At 41.3% G+C, this 22,250-nt stretch carries 25 protein-coding genes; 8 read left to right on the top strand and 17 right to left on the bottom strand.

The features are described 5' to 3' along the window. Nucleotides 1-523: 523 nt before the first annotated feature. On the bottom strand, nucleotides 524-1,132 hold the full coding sequence (sodA, locus tag J7I96_RS15785; protein ID WP_034308436.1) for a superoxide dismutase SodA: 609 nt from the start codon (nucleotides 1,130-1,132) through the stop codon (nucleotides 524-526). Nucleotides 1,133-1,275: 143 nt separating this feature from the next. Beyond that, on the bottom strand, nucleotides 1,276-1,761 hold the full coding sequence (locus J7I96_RS15780) for a DUF456 domain-containing protein (protein ID WP_048677991.1): 486 nt from the start codon (nucleotides 1,759-1,761) through the stop codon (nucleotides 1,276-1,278). 161 nt (nucleotides 1,762-1,922) lie between these two features. Between J7I96_RS15780 and J7I96_RS15775 the strand changes: the two genes are divergently transcribed. From J7I96_RS15775 to ispG, 4 genes are all read left to right on the top strand, one after another. Further along, nucleotides 1,923-2,690 (top strand): DUF1189 domain-containing protein, encoded by a 768-nt coding sequence (locus tag J7I96_RS15775; RefSeq protein ID WP_214773492.1) that lies wholly within the window; start codon nucleotides 1,923-1,925, stop codon nucleotides 2,688-2,690. A 173-nt stretch (nucleotides 2,691-2,863) separates the two neighbouring features. After that, nucleotides 2,864-3,007, top strand: a complete 144-nt coding sequence (locus J7I96_RS28860; protein ID WP_396020111.1) for an anti-repressor SinI family protein — start codon at nucleotides 2,864-2,866, stop codon at nucleotides 3,005-3,007. Nucleotides 3,008-3,119: 112 nt separating this feature from the next. Then, nucleotides 3,120-3,452 carry a type IV pilus assembly protein FimV gene (locus J7I96_RS15765; protein ID WP_214773491.1) on the top strand — a complete coding sequence of 111 codons (333 nt, stop codon included), beginning with the start codon at nucleotides 3,120-3,122 and terminating at the stop codon, nucleotides 3,450-3,452. Between the two features lie 203 nt (nucleotides 3,453-3,655). After that, a complete protein-coding gene (gene ispG, locus J7I96_RS15760) occupies nucleotides 3,656-4,777 on the top strand; it encodes a flavodoxin-dependent (E)-4-hydroxy-3-methylbut-2-enyl-diphosphate synthase (RefSeq protein ID WP_034308444.1) in 1,122 nt (373 codons plus the stop codon). A 95-nt stretch (nucleotides 4,778-4,872) separates the two neighbouring features. Here the strand turns inward: ispG and J7I96_RS15755 are convergent, their stop codons facing one another. Next, nucleotides 4,873-5,343 carry a DUF4190 domain-containing protein gene (locus J7I96_RS15755; RefSeq protein WP_251025387.1) on the bottom strand — a complete coding sequence of 157 codons (471 nt, stop codon included), beginning with the start codon at nucleotides 5,341-5,343 and terminating at the stop codon, nucleotides 4,873-4,875. A 168-nt stretch (nucleotides 5,344-5,511) separates the two neighbouring features. Between J7I96_RS15755 and J7I96_RS15750 the strand changes: the two genes are divergently transcribed. Then, nucleotides 5,512-6,096 carry a 5' nucleotidase, NT5C type gene (locus tag J7I96_RS15750; RefSeq protein ID WP_214773490.1) on the top strand — a complete coding sequence of 195 codons (585 nt, stop codon included), beginning with the start codon at nucleotides 5,512-5,514 and terminating at the stop codon, nucleotides 6,094-6,096. 36 nt (nucleotides 6,097-6,132) lie between these two features. Here the strand turns inward: J7I96_RS15750 and J7I96_RS15745 are convergent, their stop codons facing one another. Genes J7I96_RS15745 through J7I96_RS15735 form a run of 3 tightly spaced genes read right to left on the bottom strand, consistent with a single transcriptional unit; the run spans nucleotide 6,133 to nucleotide 8,193 of the window. After that, nucleotides 6,133-6,558 (bottom strand): Fur family transcriptional regulator, encoded by a 426-nt coding sequence (locus J7I96_RS15745; RefSeq protein WP_034308449.1) that lies wholly within the window; start codon nucleotides 6,556-6,558, stop codon nucleotides 6,133-6,135. A 15-nt stretch (nucleotides 6,559-6,573) separates the two neighbouring features. After that, nucleotides 6,574-7,407 (bottom strand): metal ABC transporter permease, encoded by an 834-nt coding sequence (locus J7I96_RS15740; protein WP_192205561.1) that lies wholly within the window; start codon nucleotides 7,405-7,407, stop codon nucleotides 6,574-6,576. A gap of 21 nt (nucleotides 7,408-7,428) precedes the next feature. Then, on the bottom strand, nucleotides 7,429-8,193 hold the full coding sequence (locus J7I96_RS15735; RefSeq protein ID WP_251029180.1) for a metal ABC transporter ATP-binding protein: 765 nt from the start codon (nucleotides 8,191-8,193) through the stop codon (nucleotides 7,429-7,431). 204 nt (nucleotides 8,194-8,397) lie between these two features. Here J7I96_RS15735 and J7I96_RS15730 point away from each other — a divergent pair, with 204 nt between their 5' ends. Beyond that, on the top strand, nucleotides 8,398-8,658 hold the full coding sequence (locus tag J7I96_RS15730; protein ID WP_048677987.1) for a DUF2624 family protein: 261 nt from the start codon (nucleotides 8,398-8,400) through the stop codon (nucleotides 8,656-8,658). A gap of 109 nt (nucleotides 8,659-8,767) precedes the next feature. On the opposite strand, the gene J7I96_RS15725 is transcribed toward J7I96_RS15730, so the two are convergent. Next, a complete protein-coding gene (locus tag J7I96_RS15725; protein WP_214773488.1) occupies nucleotides 8,768-9,661 on the bottom strand; it encodes a deoxyribonuclease IV in 894 nt (297 codons plus the stop codon). A gap of 12 nt (nucleotides 9,662-9,673) precedes the next feature. Continuing rightward, nucleotides 9,674-10,987, bottom strand: a complete 1,314-nt coding sequence (locus J7I96_RS15720) for a DEAD/DEAH box helicase (protein ID WP_034308462.1) — start codon at nucleotides 10,985-10,987, stop codon at nucleotides 9,674-9,676. Nucleotides 10,988-11,513: 526 nt separating this feature from the next. Here J7I96_RS15720 and vrrA point away from each other — a divergent pair. Beyond that, nucleotides 11,514-12,200, top strand: a complete 687-nt coding sequence (gene vrrA / locus J7I96_RS15715; RefSeq protein ID WP_214773487.1) for a VrrA/YqfQ family protein — start codon at nucleotides 11,514-11,516, stop codon at nucleotides 12,198-12,200. 126 nt (nucleotides 12,201-12,326) lie between these two features. Beyond that, on the top strand, nucleotides 12,327-13,271 hold the full coding sequence (locus J7I96_RS15710) for a 4-hydroxy-3-methylbut-2-enyl diphosphate reductase (RefSeq protein ID WP_214773486.1): 945 nt from the start codon (nucleotides 12,327-12,329) through the stop codon (nucleotides 13,269-13,271). A gap of 46 nt (nucleotides 13,272-13,317) precedes the next feature. On the opposite strand, the gene J7I96_RS15705 is transcribed toward J7I96_RS15710, so the two are convergent. From J7I96_RS15705 to ccpN, 9 genes are all read right to left on the bottom strand, one after another. Further along, entirely contained in the window at nucleotides 13,318-14,436 is a 1,119-nt protein-coding gene (locus tag J7I96_RS15705; RefSeq protein WP_214773485.1) for a Nif3-like dinuclear metal center hexameric protein, read from the bottom strand. Further along, entirely contained in the window at nucleotides 14,433-15,140 is a 708-nt protein-coding gene (locus J7I96_RS15700; RefSeq protein ID WP_214773484.1) for a tRNA (adenine(22)-N(1))-methyltransferase, read from the bottom strand. Before J7I96_RS15700 ends, J7I96_RS15705 begins: the two co-directional genes overlap by 4 nt. 216 nt (nucleotides 15,141-15,356) lie before the next feature. Further along, complete coding sequence (cccA, locus tag J7I96_RS15695; protein ID WP_214773483.1) at nucleotides 15,357-15,725, bottom strand: cytochrome c550; 369 nt, start codon at nucleotides 15,723-15,725, stop codon at nucleotides 15,357-15,359. Between the two features lie 235 nt (nucleotides 15,726-15,960). Beyond that, a complete protein-coding gene (locus tag J7I96_RS15690; protein WP_214773482.1) occupies nucleotides 15,961-16,491 on the bottom strand; it encodes a hypothetical protein in 531 nt (176 codons plus the stop codon). A 178-nt stretch (nucleotides 16,492-16,669) separates the two neighbouring features. Continuing rightward, nucleotides 16,670-17,803, bottom strand: coding sequence for an RNA polymerase sigma factor RpoD (gene rpoD / locus J7I96_RS15685; RefSeq protein ID WP_034308477.1), 1,134 nt, complete (start codon nucleotides 17,801-17,803; stop codon nucleotides 16,670-16,672). Nucleotides 17,804-17,838: 35 nt separating this feature from the next. Further along, on the bottom strand, nucleotides 17,839-19,644 hold the full coding sequence (gene dnaG / locus J7I96_RS15680; protein WP_214773499.1) for a DNA primase: 1,806 nt from the start codon (nucleotides 19,642-19,644) through the stop codon (nucleotides 17,839-17,841). A gap of 51 nt (nucleotides 19,645-19,695) precedes the next feature. Next, nucleotides 19,696-20,151, bottom strand: a complete 456-nt coding sequence (locus J7I96_RS15675) for a YaiI/YqxD family protein (RefSeq protein ID WP_214773498.1) — start codon at nucleotides 20,149-20,151, stop codon at nucleotides 19,696-19,698. A 511-nt stretch (nucleotides 20,152-20,662) separates the two neighbouring features. Next, entirely contained in the window at nucleotides 20,663-21,472 is an 810-nt protein-coding gene (locus tag J7I96_RS15670; protein WP_034311346.1) for a pyruvate, water dikinase regulatory protein, read from the bottom strand. 28 nt (nucleotides 21,473-21,500) lie between these two features. Continuing rightward, a complete protein-coding gene (ccpN, locus tag J7I96_RS15665) occupies nucleotides 21,501-22,136 on the bottom strand; it encodes a transcriptional regulator CcpN (RefSeq protein WP_161784850.1) in 636 nt (211 codons plus the stop codon). Between the last annotated feature and the right edge of the window lie 114 nt (nucleotides 22,137-22,250).

Here is a 22,250-nt window from a genome sequence, read left to right as displayed (position 1 = left end):
ATTGGCAGCCAAATGGCGATGACAGAGAAGTAGTTGCCCTTATACTGTTTTCCTTAAATGCTCTCTCAAATAAATTCAAGAACAGTATAAAGAAAACTCTTCGATTGGCGAAGCCGAAGGGATGTTCGTCAATTTGGAGTTTTCACTCTTGAATTGGGGTGTTTATTCGTCAATTTCGAGATTTCACTCATGAATTGGGATTTCCACTCGTGAATCGATACTTTTATTCGTGAATTTGAAGATTTTACTTAGGAATTGGAGTTTTACTCGTGAATTTCGGGCTTTTACTCGTGAGTTTTGCGTATTTACTCGTGAGTTTTGAGCTTTTACTCGTGAATTTGAAGGTTTTACTCGTGAATTTTTGCGTTCTCGTAAATTCGCAGCTTTCACTCGTTCATTTCTTTTGGGAGAAACAAGCAATATGAGTTGCCTTTATTTGTTTTTCTTTAATATTCCCCTTCCAGAAACAAAAAAAAGACGGGATTCCTTTTTACAAAAGGAATCCCGTCTTTTTAATTACAAATTATTTTGCAGCGCTGTAACGTTTTGCAACTTCATCCCAGTTTACAACATTCCAGAAAGAATTGATGTATTCAGGACGGCGGTTTTGGTAGTTTAAGTAGTAAGCATGCTCCCAAACGTCCAATCCAAGTAGCGGTGTTTTACCTTCTGATAATGGATTGTCTTGGTTAGGTGTACTTGTTACTTCCAACTCGCCATTGTTGACTGCAAGCCAAGCCCAGCCAGATCCGAAACGAGTAGTAGCAGCTTTAGCGAACTCTTCTTTAAAGCTGTCAAAGCTTCCGAATTTTGAAGTGATGGCATCCGCTAATTCACCAGTTGGTTGTCCGCCGCCGTTAGGTGAAAGGATTTCCCAGAATAAAGTGTGGTTAGCGTGTCCGCCACCATTGTTGCGTACAGCTGTACGAACAGCTTCAGGTACCGCGTCAAGGTTAGCGACGATTTCTTCTACGCTTTTGCTTAGAAGTTCTTGGTTGCCTTCAAGCGCATTGTTCAGGTTTGTCACATATGTGTTGTGATGTTTAGTGTGGTGAATGTTCATTGTTTCTTTGTCGATGTGTGGTTCTAATGCATCATATGCATACGGTAATTGTGGAAGTTCAAAAGCCATAATAAAATTCCTCCCTATGTAAGCTGTTTTTTTGAGGGCTTCAGTTCTCGAAAGATACCTAAAGCTCGCTAGCAATAGAGTATCAAATTTTTGTAACCGTTTCAAACCATATGCCTCAATTTTTCATTTTTCGATTAATTTTCCTATGAGAATACCACGAATATAAAATATCCTATCATCAGAAGCTGAATGATGCCTTTTGTGATTACGCTGCTTATAAAGCCTACAACGGAACCAAGGCCGATTTTGGAAGCAGTAACAGGGTCTTGTTTATGTACCAGGATCTCTGCCAGGAATGCCCCGATGAACGGACCTATCAGAATTCCTACGAATGGAATCACGAATGGCCCGACCAGGAGCCCAATCGTACTGCCCCATATCCCCGCTTTCGTGCCGCCATACTTTTTGACCCCGACCATGTTGGCAATATAATCGGCTGCAAATAAAAGGATGACGAATAAAATTTGGACCGTCCAGAAAAACCAGCCAAAAGGTTCAAAAGAATAAAAAAGTCCATATAACAATATTCCGCCAAAAATGAACAAAACACTTGGGATGATCGGAAAAATCAGACCGACAAATCCCATTATGAACATGAGGGTGATTATTATCCAAAATAGTGTGTCCATATCTCAAAATCCCCTTTGTCATTTAATTTATAAATTGGTTTATCTCTCCATAATTACCTCATTACTGTTGTTTGAAACCAATGAAGTTGAATACAGGTTGTTTTATTTTTCCCATATAGTTAAAATTGGTTAGAATCTTATATAGATAGGTGCTGAAAACATTGAACATATTCAAACAACTATGGGTTAGCATATTTTCCCCTAAAGATATTGCTTCCTTTCAAAACCAAGGTATCGGGAAAACGATTTTATACGTTTTCTTTATAAGTCTCATCGCCTTTCTCCCTTCAGCTTTTTATTTCGGTACAATGATAGTTGACGGGATAGATGCCATGCACGAAACAGTATCCGAAGACTTACCGGCATTTGAAATCAAAAATGGCACGTTGACGACTGAAGAAGATGAGCCATTTAGCCTGAATAAAAACGGATATCAAATTTTTGTGGATGGCACGGGAGCCTTGACCCCGGAAAAGGTAGCTGCAGAAGCTGATGAGGCTGTCGCACTTTTGAAGTCTGACCTGGTTTTCGTATCCGGAGGCAATGTGCAATCCTCTCCTTATTCAGTTTTGGAGGGAGATAATCAGGAAATATCCACTTGGCTTGATTCAGTTGAATCTGTGCTGCCGATCATTATTCCATTGCTTCTACTCATATTATACCTGTTTACTGCTAGCGGAATCTTCATTAAAGTGACAATCATTGCTGCATTTGGTCTTTTTTTCAAAAATGCTCTTAGCCGTCCACTTTCGTATAGGCATCTTTGGAGAATTAGTGCATACAGCATAACTCTTGCCACTGTATTCTTCACCATCATGGATGCTTTTCAAGCGATTGTACCATTCGCTTCCATTATTAGCTGGTTTGTTACATTAATGATGTTATATTTATCCATTAAAGAAACATCAGCCAATAAGATGGGAAATTGAGGTTAAATAAGATCCGGACCAACCTCGGTCCGGATCTTTTTGCTTTTGCACAAAACTGGGCAATCATTGCCATTACCTCATATGACTACAGTCATCATTTTTTATATCTACTTAATTCGACAAAATACTCACCAGGTTATTACTATACTTATGATTGAAATAGTATTTAAGAGGTGATAGACGTGAAGGAGAGTCATATTGATGTACAGTGGTTGTTACTCATATTGGAGGCAAAAAATAGTGGTCTGACACAAAAGGAAATTCGCTCCTTTCTCAGCAATCAATCAAATAATAAGGATGTTACTCAACTGAAATAGACAATTTGAATGGCCACTCTTACATTCCATTGAAAAATCGCCCATTTTTAGGCATATTTTTTGCCCACTCCAAGTATAGATGAATTAAAGACATGCTTGGGAGGATGGAAAATTGAAACGGCTTCTGATTTTTATCTCATTCTGTTTCACTTTATTTATTATTTATTTTGATTTGACTACGGGTACCCTGCCGGCTTCCCATCCACCTGCCTCTACAGGCGAACCGGCCGTGCCGGCCAGCCAGCCTGCATCCGCACCGTCTGCCGCTTATAAAGAAATCACCATGCAACCCGGGGATACCTTACTCTCCATCGTTGAAAAGGAAAAAGGCGAATCCAATCACCCAATTGAAACGATCATCACTGACTTTCAAAGTTTGAATGAAGGATTGAGGCCAGAAAATATGCAGATTGGCAAAACATATAAAATTCCCGTTTATAAATAACTTTCAAATGGGAATTTATGCCTTCACAAATACACTAAAGGGGATTTCCAACAACCAAATATATCCTGAAATAGGAAGTGTCACTTATTGAAAAAAGATTATGCGTCCTATTTCCTTGTCAAGCGGTAAGTACATTGATACAATATTTCAGAGAAACAAATTAAAAATCAAAACTGATTTTTTCCTAAAGGAGAGAATTCCACTTGAGTGAAATCATACATCGCACCAAAACGCGGCCAATTAAAGTCGGAAACTTAACGATTGGCGGCAATAATGAAGTTATAGTACAAAGCATGACAACGACAAAAACACATGATGTTGAAGCAACGGTTGCAGAAATCCTTCGTCTTGAAGAGGCGGGATGTCAAATCGTACGCGTCGCCTGTCCGGATGAAAGGGCAGCTGACGCAATCTCTGAGATAAAAAAACGGATAAACATCCCTCTTGTAGTCGATATTCATTTCGATTACAAACTTGCTTTGAAGGCAATCGAAGGCGGAGCGGATAAAATCAGGATAAACCCTGGTAATATCGGACGCCGTGAAAAGGTTGAAGCAGTCGTGAAAGCTGCTAAGGCCAAAGGAATACCAATCCGCATCGGCGTCAATGCTGGTTCTCTAGAGAAGAAAATCCTCGAGAAATATGGCTACCCGACTGCTGATGGAATGGTGGAAAGTGCTTTACACCATATCAAGATCCTAGAAGATCTGGATTTTCATGATATTATCGTTTCGATGAAAGCTTCCGATGTGAATTTAGCAATCGAGGCATATGAAAAAGCTTCAAAAGCATTCGATTATCCTTTACATCTTGGGATCACGGAATCAGGTACACTGTTCTCCGGAACCGTAAAAAGCGCTGCCGGACTAGGTGCCATCCTAAGTCAGGGTATCGGAAGCACGATTCGTGTTTCCTTAAGTGCCGATCCTGTCGAAGAGGTGAAGGTGGCAAGGGAGCTTCTAAAAGTATTCGGCCTTGCTTCCAACATGGCCACTTTAATTTCCTGCCCAACTTGCGGTCGAATCGAGATTGATTTGATTTCCATCGCCAATGAAGTTGAAGAGTACATCCAGACGGTTAAAGCGCCAATCAAGGTATCAGTGCTTGGTTGTGCGGTAAACGGCCCTGGAGAAGCCCGTGAGGCTGATATCGGCATAGCCGGCGCCCGCGGTGAAGGTTTACTGTTTAGAAAAGGTCAAATCGTACGTAAAGTGCCTGAAGAGACGATGGTCGAGGAACTGAAAAAGGAAATTGACAAAATCGCTGAAGAGTACTATGAAAAACAAAGAGCCGAAGCTGCTGCTGCAGCTTTACTAAATAAATAAAACAAAGAATCCCGAATTTTCATCATCGGGATTTTTTGTTTTTTTACCATTTGAAAAACCCTTTGATGTAATGACATCAAAGGGTTTAATGATGCTTAAAAGAACGGCGCGATAAATATGCCAACGATGATGGAAACAGCACCTATGCCGATGGCCCAAGTACCCAGGTTCGATCCCCGGCTTCTGGCCACTATTCCTACAATGATACCTACAATCCCTAAAAGGAAAGGCATCATGAATAACGATAAAATGGAGATGATCAATGCTATGACACCAATCGCTTTTCCTCTTGATGCCACTCCCCCTAAACCATTATCCTCTGCAGGCTCATCAGTTTCATATGACCTGATTCGCTGAGGCGGTGTGGAAATCTCGGCAGACGTTTCTTCCTGATACCGGTTATCCAAACTGGTTATGGTCCCACGGCTCTCATATCGTCTGTCATCTTCAGGTGTATCTTCATTATAATACCGCTCATGATGCTGATCATCCACAACGGATGGTTCACTGCCCTCTTTCGCCAATTGCATTTCATCGTCAATACTGGAGTATTGATCTTTTTCCATTCGTGCATCCCTCACTTTCGTTTGTGAAGCATTTATAGTGTATGTAAAAATCGCAGGAACCCATCGTGAAAATGGTTTCATGTCTTGGAAATAAATACGGGTTTTTACCAAAGCTATGATGGGATATGTTACACTATTACAAGTATTGAAAATGAGGAGAGATTCATCATGAAAAAACGTTTTGGCATCGATATAGACGGGACTGTCACAAGACCTGATTCCATGGTTCCCTTTTTAAATAAAGCATTTCAACTGAATTTAGCTTATGAAGACATAACCGAATATGACTTATTGCCTTTCGTGAATGTTCCTAAAGAGGATTTCACTAAATGGTTCATCGAGACCGAGCCGCTCATCTATTCCGAATCATTATTGGCTGAGGGTGCGAAAGATGTATTGGAAAAATGGACAGAACAAGCCAACCTTTATTTCATCAGTGCCAGGAGCTCCCGTTTATTGGATGTAACGAAGAATTGGTTCACGAACAATCAAGTCCTATATGATCATATAGAGCTTGTAGGCTCACACGATAAGATTGCTGCAGCCAAAAAATTCGAAGTCGATCTCTTTTTGGAGGACAAGCACGATAATGCAGTGGCGATTTCAGAAGAGTGTAAAATACCCGTGATTTTATTTAATACCCCTTACAACCAAGATCCCGTGCCTGAAAGGGTGATTCGGGTCAACAATTGGCAAGAAGCCTCTGCCTGGGTGAATCAATGGCTGTCAGGGGAACCGGCAACTGTAAAATGAGACAAGAAAAAACCATTGACTTGAGGTCAATGGTTTTTATGCTTCCAAAGATACGCTACATGCAGGACAGCGTCCGTAAATTTCAAATTTATGCCCCGAAACATCGTAGTCCTTCAAGCTTTCCTGAAGTTCCTGCATCGGGCACAATTCAATTTCTTTCGTTTTTCCACAGTTCAAACAGATGAAGTGGTGATGGTGGGAAGAATGACCGCATGTAAAACGAAATCGCTTTTCCCCTTCCAACTCGGTCGCTTCAAAGATGCCCAGTTCGACAAATAATGAAAGATTTCTGTAAATCGTATCGAAGCTTAAACCTGGATAATCCTGTTTCATATTCTCCAATACATCTTTGGCCGTTAAATATTTATCGCTGGAAGAGAAAAGCTGAAGCATTTCTTCCCTCTTTCCTGTATGCTTAAAGCCTTTATCTTTTAAAAGTTGCATGGCAGTAGTTACGTTCAAAATACATCACCCCATCTATCGATTTTTCCACTTATCAAACAAAATTGACAAGATGAGAATTAGTACAGCTATTATTACAATGGTCCCACCGGGAGCGAGGTCAAGGTTGTATGATAAGAATAATCCGCCTATGACGGAAACCTCACCGAATAATACTGAATAACCAATCATCTGCTTAAAGCCCTTAGCAAAGCGGAGACTGGCTGCTACCGGGAGCGTCATGAGCGAAGAAACAAGTAATATGCCAATGATTTTCATGGAAGCGGCAATAACCAATGCGACCATGACGATAAAAATGAAATGAATCGCTTTATAAGGGATTCCAGACGCTTTGGCATGCTCTTCATCAAATGATAACAGAAATAATTCTTTATACAATAAAGTGAGCATCAAGGCTACGACTAGCCCCACTGCCAAAATGACGTACATGTCCGCCCGGCTGACGGCACTGACACTGCCGAATAAATAACCATATAAATCGGTATTGAAACCATCAGCAATGGATATGAAGATGACACTAAGACCCATGCCTCCGGACATAATGATCGGGATTGCAAGCTCTTGGTAATGCTTGTACACCCCTCTTAATTTTTCAATGAATAATGAACCACCTACAGAAAACGCCATTCCAATATAAAGTGGATTCAATCCTGCTAAAGATAGAAAGCTCTTCTGCAGCAATAAACTGAACGCTATACCAGCAAGCGCTACATGACTGAGCGCATCGGAAATCATCGACATCCGCCTTACCACGACAAAAACGCCCACTAATGGCGCAATCGCTCCGATGATTATTCCGGTCAAGAATGCGTTCTGCAAAAATTCAAATTGCAATATCCCAGATATCATTGGGCTATCCTCCAAAACTTATTAATGATCATGATTTAAAAATTGGACTCCATGTCCATAAATGGACGAGAGTTCACCTTCATCCAACTCATTATATTCACAGGCATCCCCATGAAAATGAAGCTTTTTATTCAAGCAGGCGACATGTGTGACTTTATCGGTCACAGTACCAACATCATGGGTTACTAAAATCAGGGTTATTCCTAATTTTTTATTCAACATCTCAAGCATTTCATAAAATTGGTGGACGTTTTTTGAATCAACGCCAACAGTGGGCTCATCCAATATCATCAATTCCGGCTCGCTGACCAGTGAACGGGCAATGAATACCCTCTGCTGCTGGCCTCCGGACAATTCCCCGATATTGCGGTTTTGATATTCCAGCATGTCCACTGATTCCAGAGCCTTCTTAACCCTTTGCTTATCCTCTTTGCCAGCGAACTTAAATAAGCCTATTTTTTTGGTCAAACCGCTCTGAACCACCTCAAATACAGTGGCAGGGAATCCTGAGTTGAAAGAATTCGCCTTTTGGGAAACGAACCCGACCTTTTGCCAATCTTTAAAGCGCCGAATGTCTTCCCCGAATAATTCAATTTTCCCCTTTTGGAGCTTGAACAGACCAAGCAGCAACTTCAAGAGCGTTGATTTACCGGATCCATTCGGCCCGACGATAGCTAGGAATGCCCCTCTGGGAATCTCAAGCGAAACATGTTCCAGCACCAGATCTTTTGTATATTTGTAAGATATATCTTCAAATTTAACTATGGGGTTTACTACATTATCCAAAGAGATCACCTTTTTTTTAAGAATCATTACGATTAACAATCGTTAGTATAAATCAAAGAAGTCCAGATGTAAAGAATCCGGTTCTCCGAACAAGTGCCTTGGATCACAAAAAAAATAGTATCTGAACCAATTTCGTAATCAAACAAAGTTTCATGTTCACATACGTCCACTTCCTTCATATGTTTTAACAAAGGAGGAGATCGTTTGAAATTATTTGAAATGATGGTCAATCATAAAATCAACAGTATACGCCCAGATGAACTGCTTTCACTTGCTAAACAGCATAAGGTTGCACTCACCCAAAAACAAGCACAGGATATTACTGCACTTCTAGCCGGTAAAAATATTAACATTTTTGATATACGTCAAAGACAGAACGTACTTGGTCAAATTACAAAAGTTGCCGGAGCAAGCACGGCCAGGGAAATAGAATCCCTCTTCAACAACCTTACATCCAATTTTTAAAGATTCTAAGCCTTCTGGCGACAGTCTTTATTTGAGCATACTTAATCCAAATGCAAAATGAAAGGACGATTCATCTTCATATCGATGAATCGTCCCTTTCTATTTGTGATTATTGGAATTTGATCTTTTCCAATAAATCTTCTTCAAATTGTTTATTCTTGAACATATCAATTTCGAATTTATATGGGGCCTTTTTATCTTTTTTGTCTTCCCCTACATAAGGTGTTTCCAGGATTTTAGGAACAGAGCTTAATTGCGGATGGTGGACAATATCATTCAAAGCCTTAAAACCAATATGACCGAAACCAATGTTTTCATGGCGGTCCTTACGCGTGCCGCGTTCGTTTTTGCTATCGTTTATGTGAAGCACCTTGATTCGGTCAACACCGACCACTTTATCAAATTCATTCAGTACTCCATCAAAATCCTCGATGATATTATATCCGGCATCGTGAGTATGGCAAGTATCGAAGCAAACCGATAATTTTTCATTATGGGTCACACCATCAATGATCATCGCAAGCTCTTCGAAAGACCTGCCACATTCGGAACCCTTACCCGCCATCGTTTCAAGGGCAATCTGAACTTTATCGTCGGCAGTCAGCACTTCATTCAAACCTTCGATGATTCTTTTGATTCCCAGTTCGCTGCCAGCACCAACATGCGCACCTGGATGAAGTACGATCTGCCTTGCGCCAATCGCTTCGGTCCGATCGATTTCGCTGCGTAAGAAGTTGACTCCAAGTTCGTATGTGGCTGGATTCGTGGTATTTCCTATATTTATGATATACGGAGCATGGACGACGATATCACTGATTCCGTTTTCCTCCATATGCAATCTTCCGGCTTCGATATTTAAATCCTCGATTTTTTTACGTCTTGTGTTTTGAGGGGCCCCTGTATAGATCATGAATGTATTGGAGCCATACGAAGCCGCTTCCTGACTCGCAGCAAGAAGCATACCTTTCCCGCTCATTGAAACATGCGATCCAATCTTCAGCATCTGATTTCTCCCCTATTTCTTTCTCTGTATGCGACGTTCGCGTTTTTTAAAGTTTTCCACATCTCGTTGAATTTTCTTCTTGTATCCTGGCTTGACTTTAGTTGGCTTCTTAATGTGCCTGCTCGCTTTAACATCGATATCAGATTTTTGTTTTTTACGGTTTTTCCGTTTATTACGCTCGTCGATATCAACCCAATCACCGTTTTGGATATCGGCATCACGGAACTCGATGCCCATTTTTTCAAGGCGGTTCAATGCATCTTCATCAGAAGTATCGTAAATGGTAGTGGCAATGCCTGAATATCCTGCACGAGCCGTCCTTCCCGTCCTATGGATATAAAAATCCAAATCTGAAGGCAATTCATAGTTAATGATATGACTTACACCTTCAATATCGATTCCACGGGAAGCCAGATCAGTCGCAACGATGAATTGATACTCCAAATCATTTATTTGCTTCATCATTTTTTTACGCTCACGAGGCGTTAAATCCCCATGAATACGGCCGACATTCAACCCTTTTTCGATCAGGGAATTAGCCACATGGTCCGCCATTTTCTTTGTGTTCGTGAAAATAATCGCCAAATATGGATTATAACGAACGATGATGTCATGAAGTAACTGCTCTTTGTTCCGGTGGCGAAGCGGTACGAGAACATGTTCGATTTTCGAAGCGGTCGCCTGCTTGGGATTCACCTGAACATACTTTGGATTCTCCATATATTTATTCAAAAACGGCTTCAATTTTTCTGGGATGGTTGCCGAAAAGACAAGCATTTGAATTTTTTCAGCCATACGTGATGCAAATAAATCGACATCTTCTATGAATCCCATGTCTAGCATAAGATCCGCTTCATCGACCACAAGCATTTTTGCTGTATACACCTGTAATGCCTGGGCTTCAACCAAGTCCTTGATCCGGCCCGGCGTACCAATTACCAATTGCGGCTGTGTCTTCAATTTATCGATCATTCGCTGCTTATCAGTACCACCGATGAAACAACGGACTTGAATCTGCTCATCCTCAGGGAAATGGTCAGCAATTTTCAAAGCTTCTTTGTAGATTTGGTTCGCTAACTCACGGGTTGGTGCGGAAATAATCGCTTGTACCTCATTTTTGCCAGCATCAAGCCTGTTCATGATCGGCAGCAAATAGGAATGTGTCTTTCCTGTACCTGTCTGCGACTGTCCAATTAAGCTACTTCCCTTTAAAAGCGACGGAAGCACGCGCTCTTGAATTTCCGTCGGCTTATCGAACCCTAAAGTACGAACCGCATCTAGAATGTAGCTTTTCAAATTAAATCGTTCAAATTGATTTTGTTTCATCAAAAAACCCCTTTATCCTGTCAGTCATAAGACATGTCCTGTTATTATAATAAATTTTACACAAAAAGCGCAAGCGCCTGGGTTGCTCGTGAAGAAAATAGGGATTGTCCCATAAGGCGCTTTTTGCCTTGTGAGGGCAATCCTCTTTTTCACATCGAGCTAGGCGCTTGAAGCTGGATTACACAAAAAGCGCAAGCGCCTGGGCTGCTCGTGAAGAAAATAGGGATTGTCCCATAATGGGCATGACACCCACCTTTTTCGATGTGTCCCATTTACTTAAATATCACTAAAGCGCATGCGCTGAGGTTAGTTCTCTTAAAATGGACTCTTGCAAATGAAAAGCCCCTGTCCTGGTCATAGCGTATCCCCCGCAGACATGGAGCTAAAAGACTACCGTTACCATCTTACCTTCTTTCCGGTTACTTCACAACTGCCCAGTCACTCTTTCCTCAAACCTTTTTTGTCGAGTTGCATAATTTATATAGAAGATTACACCAGCATATAATATTCTTAGGAGGTGAAACCTATGTTCCCAAATAGAAATCGTCAACCCGGACCCGGTTTTCCGCCACCCAATGGTCTAAGGAGGCAGCAGCCCCCTTCTCCATTCAGGCAGTCACCGCAAATTCCCCAACCTTATCAGCAGATGTATCACCCGATGATTCCAAACAGACCGCAGGTGCCACATGGACCTCAAGGTTTCCGCGGCCCTTTCAACCAACAGCAGCGGCAGGAAATGCCGCCAGCAAAGAAAGAAGGGTTATTGTCAAAAATACTCGGTAAGTCGAAACAAAAAGCAGGTTCTCCGAATTTGTTTGCGCCAGCGGGTTCCACTAACCAAAGTTCTTCAAGAAGCAGCGGAGGCGGTATCTTAGAAACATTAAAAAACCCCGAAACCCTTAATAATATGCTTTCCAACACGCAAAAAGTGTTGCAAGCGGCGGAACAATTCACGCCTATGGTGGAACAATACGGTCCAGTGATTAAAAACCTGCCTTCCATGTGGAAAGTTTTCCGAAGCATATCATCAGCCGATGAGACCAAGGACGACGGAGCTTCCGTTGAAAGCGGGCCCGCGGTTGGGGCACAAGAAAACAGTGAGGTAAAATCGGTTTCGAAGAAAAAAGAAAAAGCTATAGAAGGTAACCCCACTACCCCAGTTCGTCCCGAAACCAAAAGGAAACGAACCTCAGGTCCCAAGCTTTATATTTAAAGGCTACAAAAAATTTACCAATAACTGATTTTATGTAAATATGATGTTTTGTAATATCATCTATGGTCTTATATAATAGAAAGGTATAAAAAGTGAGAGTTTCTTGCCTTGAAGGAGGACACATAGATGAAAGTGATTAAAATTTCCCCGCGCGGCTATTGTTATGGCGTTGTCGATGCCATGGTCATCGCCCGAAATGCGGCTTTAGATAAAACCTTGCCACGTCCCATTTACATTTTAGGTATGATCGTGCATAACAAACATGTGACGGATGCGTTCGAAGAAGAAGGCATCATCACGTTGGACGGCAGCAACCGCAACGATATCATCGAACAGGTGGACAGCGGAACCGTCATCTTTACTGCTCACGGCGTTTCACCTGAGATCAGGAAGATCGCTGAGAAAAAAGGGCTTGTGACACTTGATGCAACATGTCCCGATGTTACCGCAACACATGACTTAATACGGGAAAAACAAGCGGAAGGCTATCAAATCATTTATATTGGCAAAAAAGGCCATCCGGAACCTGAGGGTGCTGTCGGAGTTGCTCCCGATGTCGTTCACCTGGTTCAAAAGGATGAAGATGTTGAAGCCTTGACTTTGAATAGTGAAAAGATCATCGTCACCAATCAAACAACGATGAGCCAATGGGATGTTTTGGATATCATGGATAAGGTCAAGGAAAAGTTTCCACATGCCGAAGTCCATAAGGAAATTTGCTTAGCGACACAGGTTCGCCAAGAAGCCGTTGCCGAGCAAGCTGGCGAAGCTGATGTTTTAATCGTTGTCGGAGATCCTAAGAGTAATAATTCAAACCGGCTTGCACAAGTGTCCCAAGAGATTGCCGGGACGAGAGCTTATCGAATCGCTGACATTTCCGAGCTGAACCTTGAATGGCTAAAAGATGCAGAAACGGTTGCCGTCACTTCCGGGGCTTCTACACCAACTCCGATCACGAAGGAAGTTATCGCATTTCTAGAACAATATGAAGCAAATGATGAATCCACTTGGAATACCGAAAAGAAAACGCCATTGCATAAAATTTTACCTAAGATTAAGGTGAAGAAATGATTGCACAAATACAAAGGCAGCCACTAAGGCTGCCTTTTTCGTGTTATCAAATGAAGCGGAATGGGTCTGTATTCAGCCTGGATGGAATGAATTCCACACCGTAATTCTTTTCGCGGCACGTTTTTTCAAGGAATCGTGCCACCCCTTTTTTCATCACCTTTTCAACATTATGGCCGGGATCGACGATATTCAGTCCAATCATCATCGCGTCATGGGCTGTATGGTAATACATATCACCTGTAACGTAAACATCGGCACCCTTGAATTTTGCTGTCGTAAAGTATTTATTGCCGTCTCCGCCCAAAACGGCCACTTTTTTTATCGGGCTTTGCAGATCTCCAACGACACGCACCTTTTCAACATCGAGTGTCCGCTTCACATGTTCGGAAAATTGTTCAAGCGTCATTTCTTCGGCAAGTACACCAATTTTTCCTAAGCCAAGTGACTCCCCTTTATTCTCCAGTTTATATATATCGTGAGCAACCTCTTCATATGGATGGGCTTTAATCATCGCAGCTAGCACTTTCTTCTCGATATTTTCCGGGAATATCGTTTCAATCCGCATTTCAGCTACTTCTTCAAGCCTTCCTTCAGAGCCGATAACCGGTTCACTGCCTTCACCTGGCAAGAAGCGTCCGGTACCTTCCCCCGAAAACGAACAATTGCTGTAGTTCCCGATCGCTCCGGCCCCCGCCTTGCCCAGGGCTTCCCTCACCTTTTGTTCGTCGGTCTTTGGAACATATACGACCAATTTCTTAAGAGCTGTCTCATAGGTTGGAATCAATACCTCTGTGTCCTGCAATTGAAGCGCTTCGGCAAGTAAATCATTCACTCCGCCCTTAGCAACATCCAAATTGGTATGTGCAGCGTACACAGCGATATCATGTTTGATCAGCTTTTCGATGATGCGGCCTCCAGCAGTGGTTGTATCGATCCTTTTCAATGGTCTGTAAATTAACGGATGGTGGGCAATGATCAATTCCACGCCATGTTCGATCGCTTCGTCTACAACCTCTTCCAGCACATCAAGGGCAATCAGCACTTTAGTAACCGGCTTATTTAGCTGCCCGACATGAAGCCCGATTGGATCTCCCTCCATTGCATAATGCTTTGGGGAGAATTGTTCAAACATCTCAATGATTTTGTGACCATTCACTGTCTTCAACCTTTAAGCACCTCCTCGATTACCAAAATTTGGGATTTTAATTCATTGCGCTTCGTTTCCAGTCCGCTTCTTCCGCTTTCATCCAATTGTTCGATGATTCTCTCCAAATGTTTTTTCTCAAGCTGCCATTTTTTTATGAAAATATCACTGAATTGCTCTCTTAAGAATGGACCGAAAGTGAGGCCCGTTTGCTTGTTTACACCATAAGGGCGGAGCGGGTCTCCTTTTTTGGCAATTAAGATCTCATAGATCTTCCCATCTTCCTCAAGGATCTCCTCTCCACAAAGTTCCCAGCCGTTTTCGATTAGCCAGATGCGAACATTCGCTGCACCGACATTAGGCTGAAGGATTAGCCTTTCTGCCTTGCCGAGTTTCGCTTTTCCGCTTTCCAATATACTTGATATTAAAGTCCCTCCCATGCCTGCAATCGTAATGCATGTCGCTTCATCGGGATTCAATACTTCAAGCCCATCTCCTTTACGGACCTCTATCTTGTCTCCAAGACCCGTCATTGCCACTTGCTTGCGTGCAGACTGATAGGGTCCTTCTACAACCTCACCTGCTATGGCGCTGGCACACAAGCCGTTAGTCACCGCATAGCACGGCAAGTAAGCATGGTCTGATCCTATGTCTGCCAGGATGCTTCCTTTTGGTATATGTATGGCAACACGTTCTAATCTCATCGATAGTTTTTCATGATTCACATTTATCAACTCTCTTAATTCAAATAATGTCTTGCTATAATTACTTTCCCATTCGATTATACCAAGTTCAATCGAAAAATTACAGAAAGGAGAAATAGGGTTCTTCTTATCATGGGCAAAAGAAAAACCGCCATCTGGATTCTTCCTTTTCTGAATAAATGAAAAACTGACTCAAAAAGTTCGCTTTTCAACGATTTCTTGAGTCAGTTTCATGAATTATTTCAGTCCATGAATATATTCGGCCATGGCGTCAATGTTCTGTTCTTCGACTAAACCTGATGGCATTGCACCTCGTCCATTAGTGATCACGTCTTTAACCTCGTCCACCGAAAGGCGATCGCCAACTCCTTTTAGAGCAGGCCCGACACCGCCTTGATAGGCGTCACCATGACAAGAGATACAGTTTTGCTTATAAATGTCCTCAGGTGATGCTGAGGCACTTTCTGTTTCTTCTGTCTTTTCGCCGCCCTCTTTTTCCTTAGCAAGATCCTTGGCATCACCCAAACCTTTAAACGAAAGTAAAAACATAAGTCCAATACCAAAAACCATGATAATAATAAAAGGCATTACTGGATTGCGATTCATAGTATTTCCTCCCCTATGTAGAACCTAAACTTACCATATTTAATATTATATACAAACAGCTATATATTATTTTACTTGAAAAGAGTTTCAAGTAAAAGCCCAAAAATAGAAGATATTATATAATTTCTTAAAATTGTCAAAAACTTATGTATATTTCCAAACAATTTTACTTTTTCTTACATATGTTTCATAATACCCAAAAATCATTATTTAAAACCGCTGAAATGTCCTTGAATTATATTATTAAAAAGTAAAGAGTGACCAGTGCTCCAAGGCTTCCCGCTATGGAAAAATGGAGCAGCTTCAGCTTATTGCCCAATAAAATCCAGATTCCGCAATTAATGAATAAGAAAATATAAAGGATACCCGCTTTTCCGGGTGCCATGAATTCCGCCAAACTGACAGTTAATAAAAGCAATGATAGTACCATCCCCATCAACGCCATCTGAAAAATGATTTTCCTGCCTTTTAAGCGGCGGACCGCCAGCCCAAAGACAAGTATTGAAATTGTTGTCAGAAGCATTTGCATTCTTATGGTTATTTCAGTAAAATAATTCAAAAATACAATAAATGCAAAAAAGGTTCCAATCAACACCCCGAAAAAGATGCCGTTTTTTTTGCTCGCGGTTTCATTCGATTTTGATGGCGGAAGTTCGCCTTGACCGTATAATGCAAGCAGGTAATTACAATATTGCTCCGGAAGCATACGACTTTCCTTCCAGGAGTTTATTTCTTGAATGATGATCTTCTTTCTCATTTCATCCATGATCTCACATCCTCATGATGATCTTCTTTTTAGCGGCTTAGCGTTTAAATTTATTTCTGTTATATGGAAAAATGGATAACTATTGTTCTTATTAGGATATTTTTACACCGAAATTGAAAAAAAAGAGCCGCTCCCGAACGCTGGGCATTCAAAGAGGGCTCTGTTAAGGGCATATATTCTATTCAAGGAAATCTTTCAAGCGTTTGCTGCGGCTTGGATGTCTCAGTTTACGCAGCGCCTTCGCTTCGATTTGACGGATACGCTCGCGGGTGACCCCAAACACTTTTCCTACCTCTTCAAGAGTACGGGTGCGGCCATCATCAAGTCCAAAGCGGAGTCTCAAGACGTTCTCTTCACGGTCAGTAAGAGTATCCAATACGTCTTCAAGCTGTTCTTTCAATAGTTCATATGCTGCATGCTCCGATGGGGAAGTCGCATCCTGATCTTCAATGAAATCACCTAAATGTGAATCATCTTCTTCACCTATTGGCGTTTCCAACGAAACAGGCTCCTGAGCTATTTTCAAGATTTCACGAACTTTTTCGGGAGTCAGGTCCATATCCTCCGCAATTTCTTCCGGTGAAGGTTCACGTCCTAAATCCTGAAGAAGCTGTCTTTGGACACGAATCAATTTATTGATGGTTTCCACCATATGCACCGGTATCCGGATCGTTCTTGCTTGGTCGGCAATGGCACGGGTTATCGCTTGGCGAATCCACCATGTTGCATACGTACTGAATTTGAATCCCTTGCGGTAATCAAATTTTTCCACAGCTTTGATAAGTCCCATATTACCTTCCTGAATCAAATCAAGGAAAAGCATTCCCCGTCCGACATAGCGCTTGGCGATACTGACAACAAGACGGAGGTTAGCTTCTGCCAAACGGCGTTTCGCTTCTTCATCTCCATCTTCAATTCTCGTCGCCAGAGAGATTTCCTCTTCTGCCGATAAAAGGTCGACCCGACCAATTTCCTTTAAATACATGCGTACTGGGTCATTAATTTTTACGCCAGGAGGAACACTTAAATCATTTAAGTCAAATTCTTCTTCTTTTGCAAGTTTCTTCTCATCTGGATCATCTTCATCTTCGTCTTCCTCACCATCAGTGAGTATTTCGACGCCGTTTTCTGCTAACACCTCGTAGAACTCATCCATTTGATCGGAATCCAACTCAAAACCGCCAATCATTTCAGCGATTTTTTCTAAAGTCAAAGAGCCTCGTTTTTTACCTAGCTCTAGTAATTTTTCTTTCACCTGTTCAAGGCTAAATTCATTATCAACTTGTTTGGAACGTGCTGGTTTTTCAGCCATTAGTTCCCCTCCTTCCAGGACTTACACCTAAACGACTACAACATTTTACGCAATTTAATGATTTCCATGGCAATTTGTGCAGCAGTGACATAATCACTTCGTCTAACTGCATCTTTTTCTTCAACTTGTTTTTCTTTTATCTTTAACAACTTTTCATATTTCAACACTTGATTTATACAATCGGTCAGTTCTTTATCGGTAACTTCCTCATTCACTGACATCATTTCTATTTCCGAAACGATCCTTCTCAAGTTTGGATCCGGTAAATAAGTAAGGAAAAAGCTTGTATCCGGTTCGTGTCCATCTTCATAGAACGCATATAAATAGGTGATGATTGCCTGATGTTCATCTACATGAAAGACCGTTTGCCCAAGCATCTGCTGAATTTTGAAAGTCATATCCCTGCTTTTCAGCATATGGGCAATCAGCTTCATTTCAGCATTATGGTGAGCAGGCTTTAACTTATGCTCATATTGCAGGGCCATTTTCTTTTGGGCTGCTGGCTGCGGCAATGTCCCCTTCTTGCGTTCCGTAAAGAACACCTGACGCTGCTGCTGTTCCAGCGCATCCAATGAAAGGGAAAATTCAGAGGATAGCTGCCTGAGATAATGATCCCTCTCCACTGCATTGGGCAATCGCGAAATTTCTTTAAGGACTTCTTCGATATATTGAATTCGATCTCCTTCATTATTTACATTTTTCCCTCGACGTAAATAATGCATTTTAAATGCCATGTAGGTTAAACTGGCCCCTATTACTTCAGAAACAAAGCTTTTTTCACCGAATTCCTTTATGTAGTCATCGGGGTCCAGGTTATCAGGCATGAGAGCGACTTTCACGGAAAACTCATGGTCCTGTAGCATATTAACTGCACGATTGGCAGCGTTCAATCCCGCTGAATCCGAATCGTAGCAAATAAGTATCTGGTCAGTATTTCTTTTTAAAAGCTGGATATGCTGGTCCGTCAGGGCAGTGCCCATTGTAGCGACCGCATTCTCCACACCTGCGCCAACTGCTGAAATGCAATCGGCAAAGCCTTCAAAAATGACTGCTTGCTCTTTCTTTCGTATGTGTGGTCTTGCATGATGGAAATTATATAAAGTTTTACTTTTATTAAAGATTGGAGTTTCAGGACTATTCAAATATTTGGGCTCATCGTCCCCCATCGCTCTTCCTGAAAACGCAATCGTATTTCCTTGATGATCCATAATTGGAAACATGACTCTATTTCTGAAACGGTCAAAATATGACTCGTCTTTTTCCCTGAAAATAATAAGCCCTGCCTGCTCCATGTATTCCGCTGGGAACCCGCGTTTTAAAAGAAACTTGGACACGAAGTCCCATGAATCCAAAGAGTAGCCAATTTGGAACTTTTCTATCGTCTCTTCAGTAAACCCTCGTTTAAGTAAATATTCGAGAGCATCCTGCCCCTCTTTCGTATTAACGAGGAGATGATGATAAAACTTCCTCAGCAGGTCATGGGCTTCAACCATTTGCTGAGCGCCTGCCGGCATGTTGGAACGCTTGGAATCCTTATTGATTTCAACTTCCAAAGGAACATTCCCTTTTTCAGCTAAAACTTTTGCAGATTCCACAAAGCTGTAGCCTTCTATATCCATCAAGAAGGTAAAAATATTTCCGCCTGCCCCGCAACCGAAACAGTGAAAGATTTGCTTTTCCGTTGAAACGGAAAACGAGGGCGAGTTTTCACCATGAAAAGGACATAGGCCAAAGTAATTGCGCCCCTGCTTCTTCAGCTGGACATACTCCCCAATTAAATCAACAATGTCAACAGCTTCACGAATTTGATTAATTTTCTCATCTTCTATACGGCCATTTATCATTTTTCCACCTTGCAATATTGGTGATAGTTTCTTATTCGATACTGTTTCCTAATTCCCTGCAAAGTTCGACAATGTTTTCATAAGTTTATTTGTAAAACATGCACGATCTTCCTTTGTGAATGCTTTCGGCCCTTTCGTATGCTTCCCCTGCCTGCGGAGTTTCGCCGACTGATAACGCATATCCAAGAGCATGAAAATATTCTCTTCCGTGTATTCTTTTCCCCTTGGCGAAAGGACATAAACGTTTTTAGGAAGAAGCGTCCCAGCCAAACCAATATCTGCAGTAACGACAATATCACCCTTTTTTACTGAGTTTACTATATAAAGATCTGCCGCTTCTTTGTCTGCATCGACATATACCCATTTACCTTCAGGGTTATTCATCATATTTTTATATGATGCAACAAAACATACGTCAATTTCATGCAAGCTTGCACAATGAAGGATTTCGTCTTTCACCGGGCATGCATCGGCATCGACGTGTATCGTAGGTTTATTATTCATACCTTCTAATTCTACATCTTTCTGCATAATCCTTTTTCTCCCCTAAACTTTATGAAGTTATGGTGAATTTCCAGCATTGATTCAGAGCGTTCCCTCTAAAAGTGCAAACATTATCCTTCAAAGAATACCTTTTTATTCAAGTGAAAGCACCTCATTTGCCTTGAAAAAGACCAGCCCCTCCTGAATTATACGGAACATGTCGAATTATTTTTATGATAAAAACCTTGACATCTCATTAACCTTTAGTTTATTCCTTATTAATTAAGTCTAAACCTTAAGATTACTTTTTTCTCACAATTTTTTATTATAGTCTATTTGATTAGAAGATGCCAACATTTAAATTCCAAATGTTTTTTCATGCAAATCAATGGATTTGCATGCGGAAACTAAGAGGAATTTTATGTAATTATTTTGAATTTATTCTTATTAATCCCTTAATTGACCTTGGCATTAAAATGTGAGCTGACACAAGAGTGTCTAGCTCACATTTTGATTTGCCTTAATTTAAGGATCAACGGTTTTTGTTTTGAAGGATATTGATGATTAAATTGGCTGTTTCTTCAACAGCTTTATTGGTTACATCAATGATAGGACAATTCAGCCTTGATATGATTTTATCAAAGTATGTCAATTCTTCTTTTATGCGCTCCACATTTGCGTAAATGGCATGATCATTGAGCCCAAGTGACTTTAATCGTTCTTTACGAATATGGTTCAGCTTTTCCGGGCTGATCTTTAAACCAATGCATTTTTCAGGAGGTACCAGGAACAGCTCTTCTGGCGGTTCCACTTCAGGCACTAAAGGTACGTTCGCCACTTTATAGCGTTTGTGGGCTAAATATTGTGATAATGGCGTTTTGGAAGTGCGTGAAACACCCACAAGCACGATATCTGCACGTAAAATGCCGCGAGGGTCACGTCCATCATCATATTTTACAGCAAATTCAATGGCTTCCACACGCTTGAAATAGTCATCATCCAGCTTTCTTACCAGACCAGGTTCATTAAGCGGCCCTTTTGGAGCCCTTTCCTGAAGGATGTCCATGAGCGGCCCTAAAATGTCATAAGCAGCCAGGTTTTCTTTCTCTACCTGTGCTTTCATATACGCTCTAATAGCTGGCTTCACCAGAGTATAAGCAATGATCGCCCCATCCAACTTAGCCAGTGATATCACTTCATCCACGTTTTGTTCATCTTCAATATACGGAATTCTCTTTATGGAAAAAGCAGATCCCGAGAACTGGCTTGCAGCGGCTTTTGTGACCAATTCCGCTGTTTCCCCTACTGAATCCGATACAACATATATAATAGAACCGTTCATATTCTCCGTCATTCCTTTTGCAAGCCCCCTAATAGCCTTCATCAGCCAAAGCTACGAATGCTTTCGTAATATTGGTTTTTGTAATCCTTCCAATTACTTCATAGCCCTTTTCTGTGTCTTTGACGACCGGTAATGAGTCGATTTGTTTATCAATCAGTTTTTTTGCAACATCAATCAAAAGGTCTTCTTTTGAACACATTGTAATATTGGGCATCCTAGTCATGATGATATTGACTGGAATGGAGTTAAGCTCTTGTTTCCCAATACTCGCACGCAATAAGTCTTTCCTTGATAAGACACCGACAAGCAATGCATGCTTATCGACGACGAACATTGTTCCGACATCTTCTAAAAACATCATGACGATTGCATCATATACGGAAATGCCCTCGTCAACGACGACAGGTATCGATTGGTAGTCCCGTACATAAAGATGGTTAAGGCTATCTGTCAAAAGCTGTGTCCCTGACCTGCCTGTATAGAAATACCCCACTCTCGGCCGGGCATCAAGAAAACCTGCCATCGTTAAAATCGCTAAATCCGGGCGAAGTGTCGCCCTGGTAAGGTTCAATCTATCCGCAATATGTTCTCCAGTAATCGGTCCGTTTTCTTTTACAATTTGTAAAATTTGTTCCTGACGCTTATTCAATTGGATTATAATCACCACCCCACTGCTTTCGCAGAGTAAAGTAACAAAAGTTATTCATTTAATAATTATATACTAAATAATTTAATTAGGGCATTTTTGTCCCATTTATTGATCATTTATCTTTTTAAG

Origin of the sequence: Bacillus sp. ISL-78 (assembly GCF_018613455.1) — a bacterium.
Taxonomy (GTDB): domain Bacteria; phylum Bacillota; class Bacilli; order Bacillales; family DSM-1321; genus Peribacillus; species Peribacillus frigoritolerans.
The sequence above is the reverse complement of the archived record's forward strand: the minus strand, read 5'-3'. Positions and strand labels throughout refer to the sequence as shown.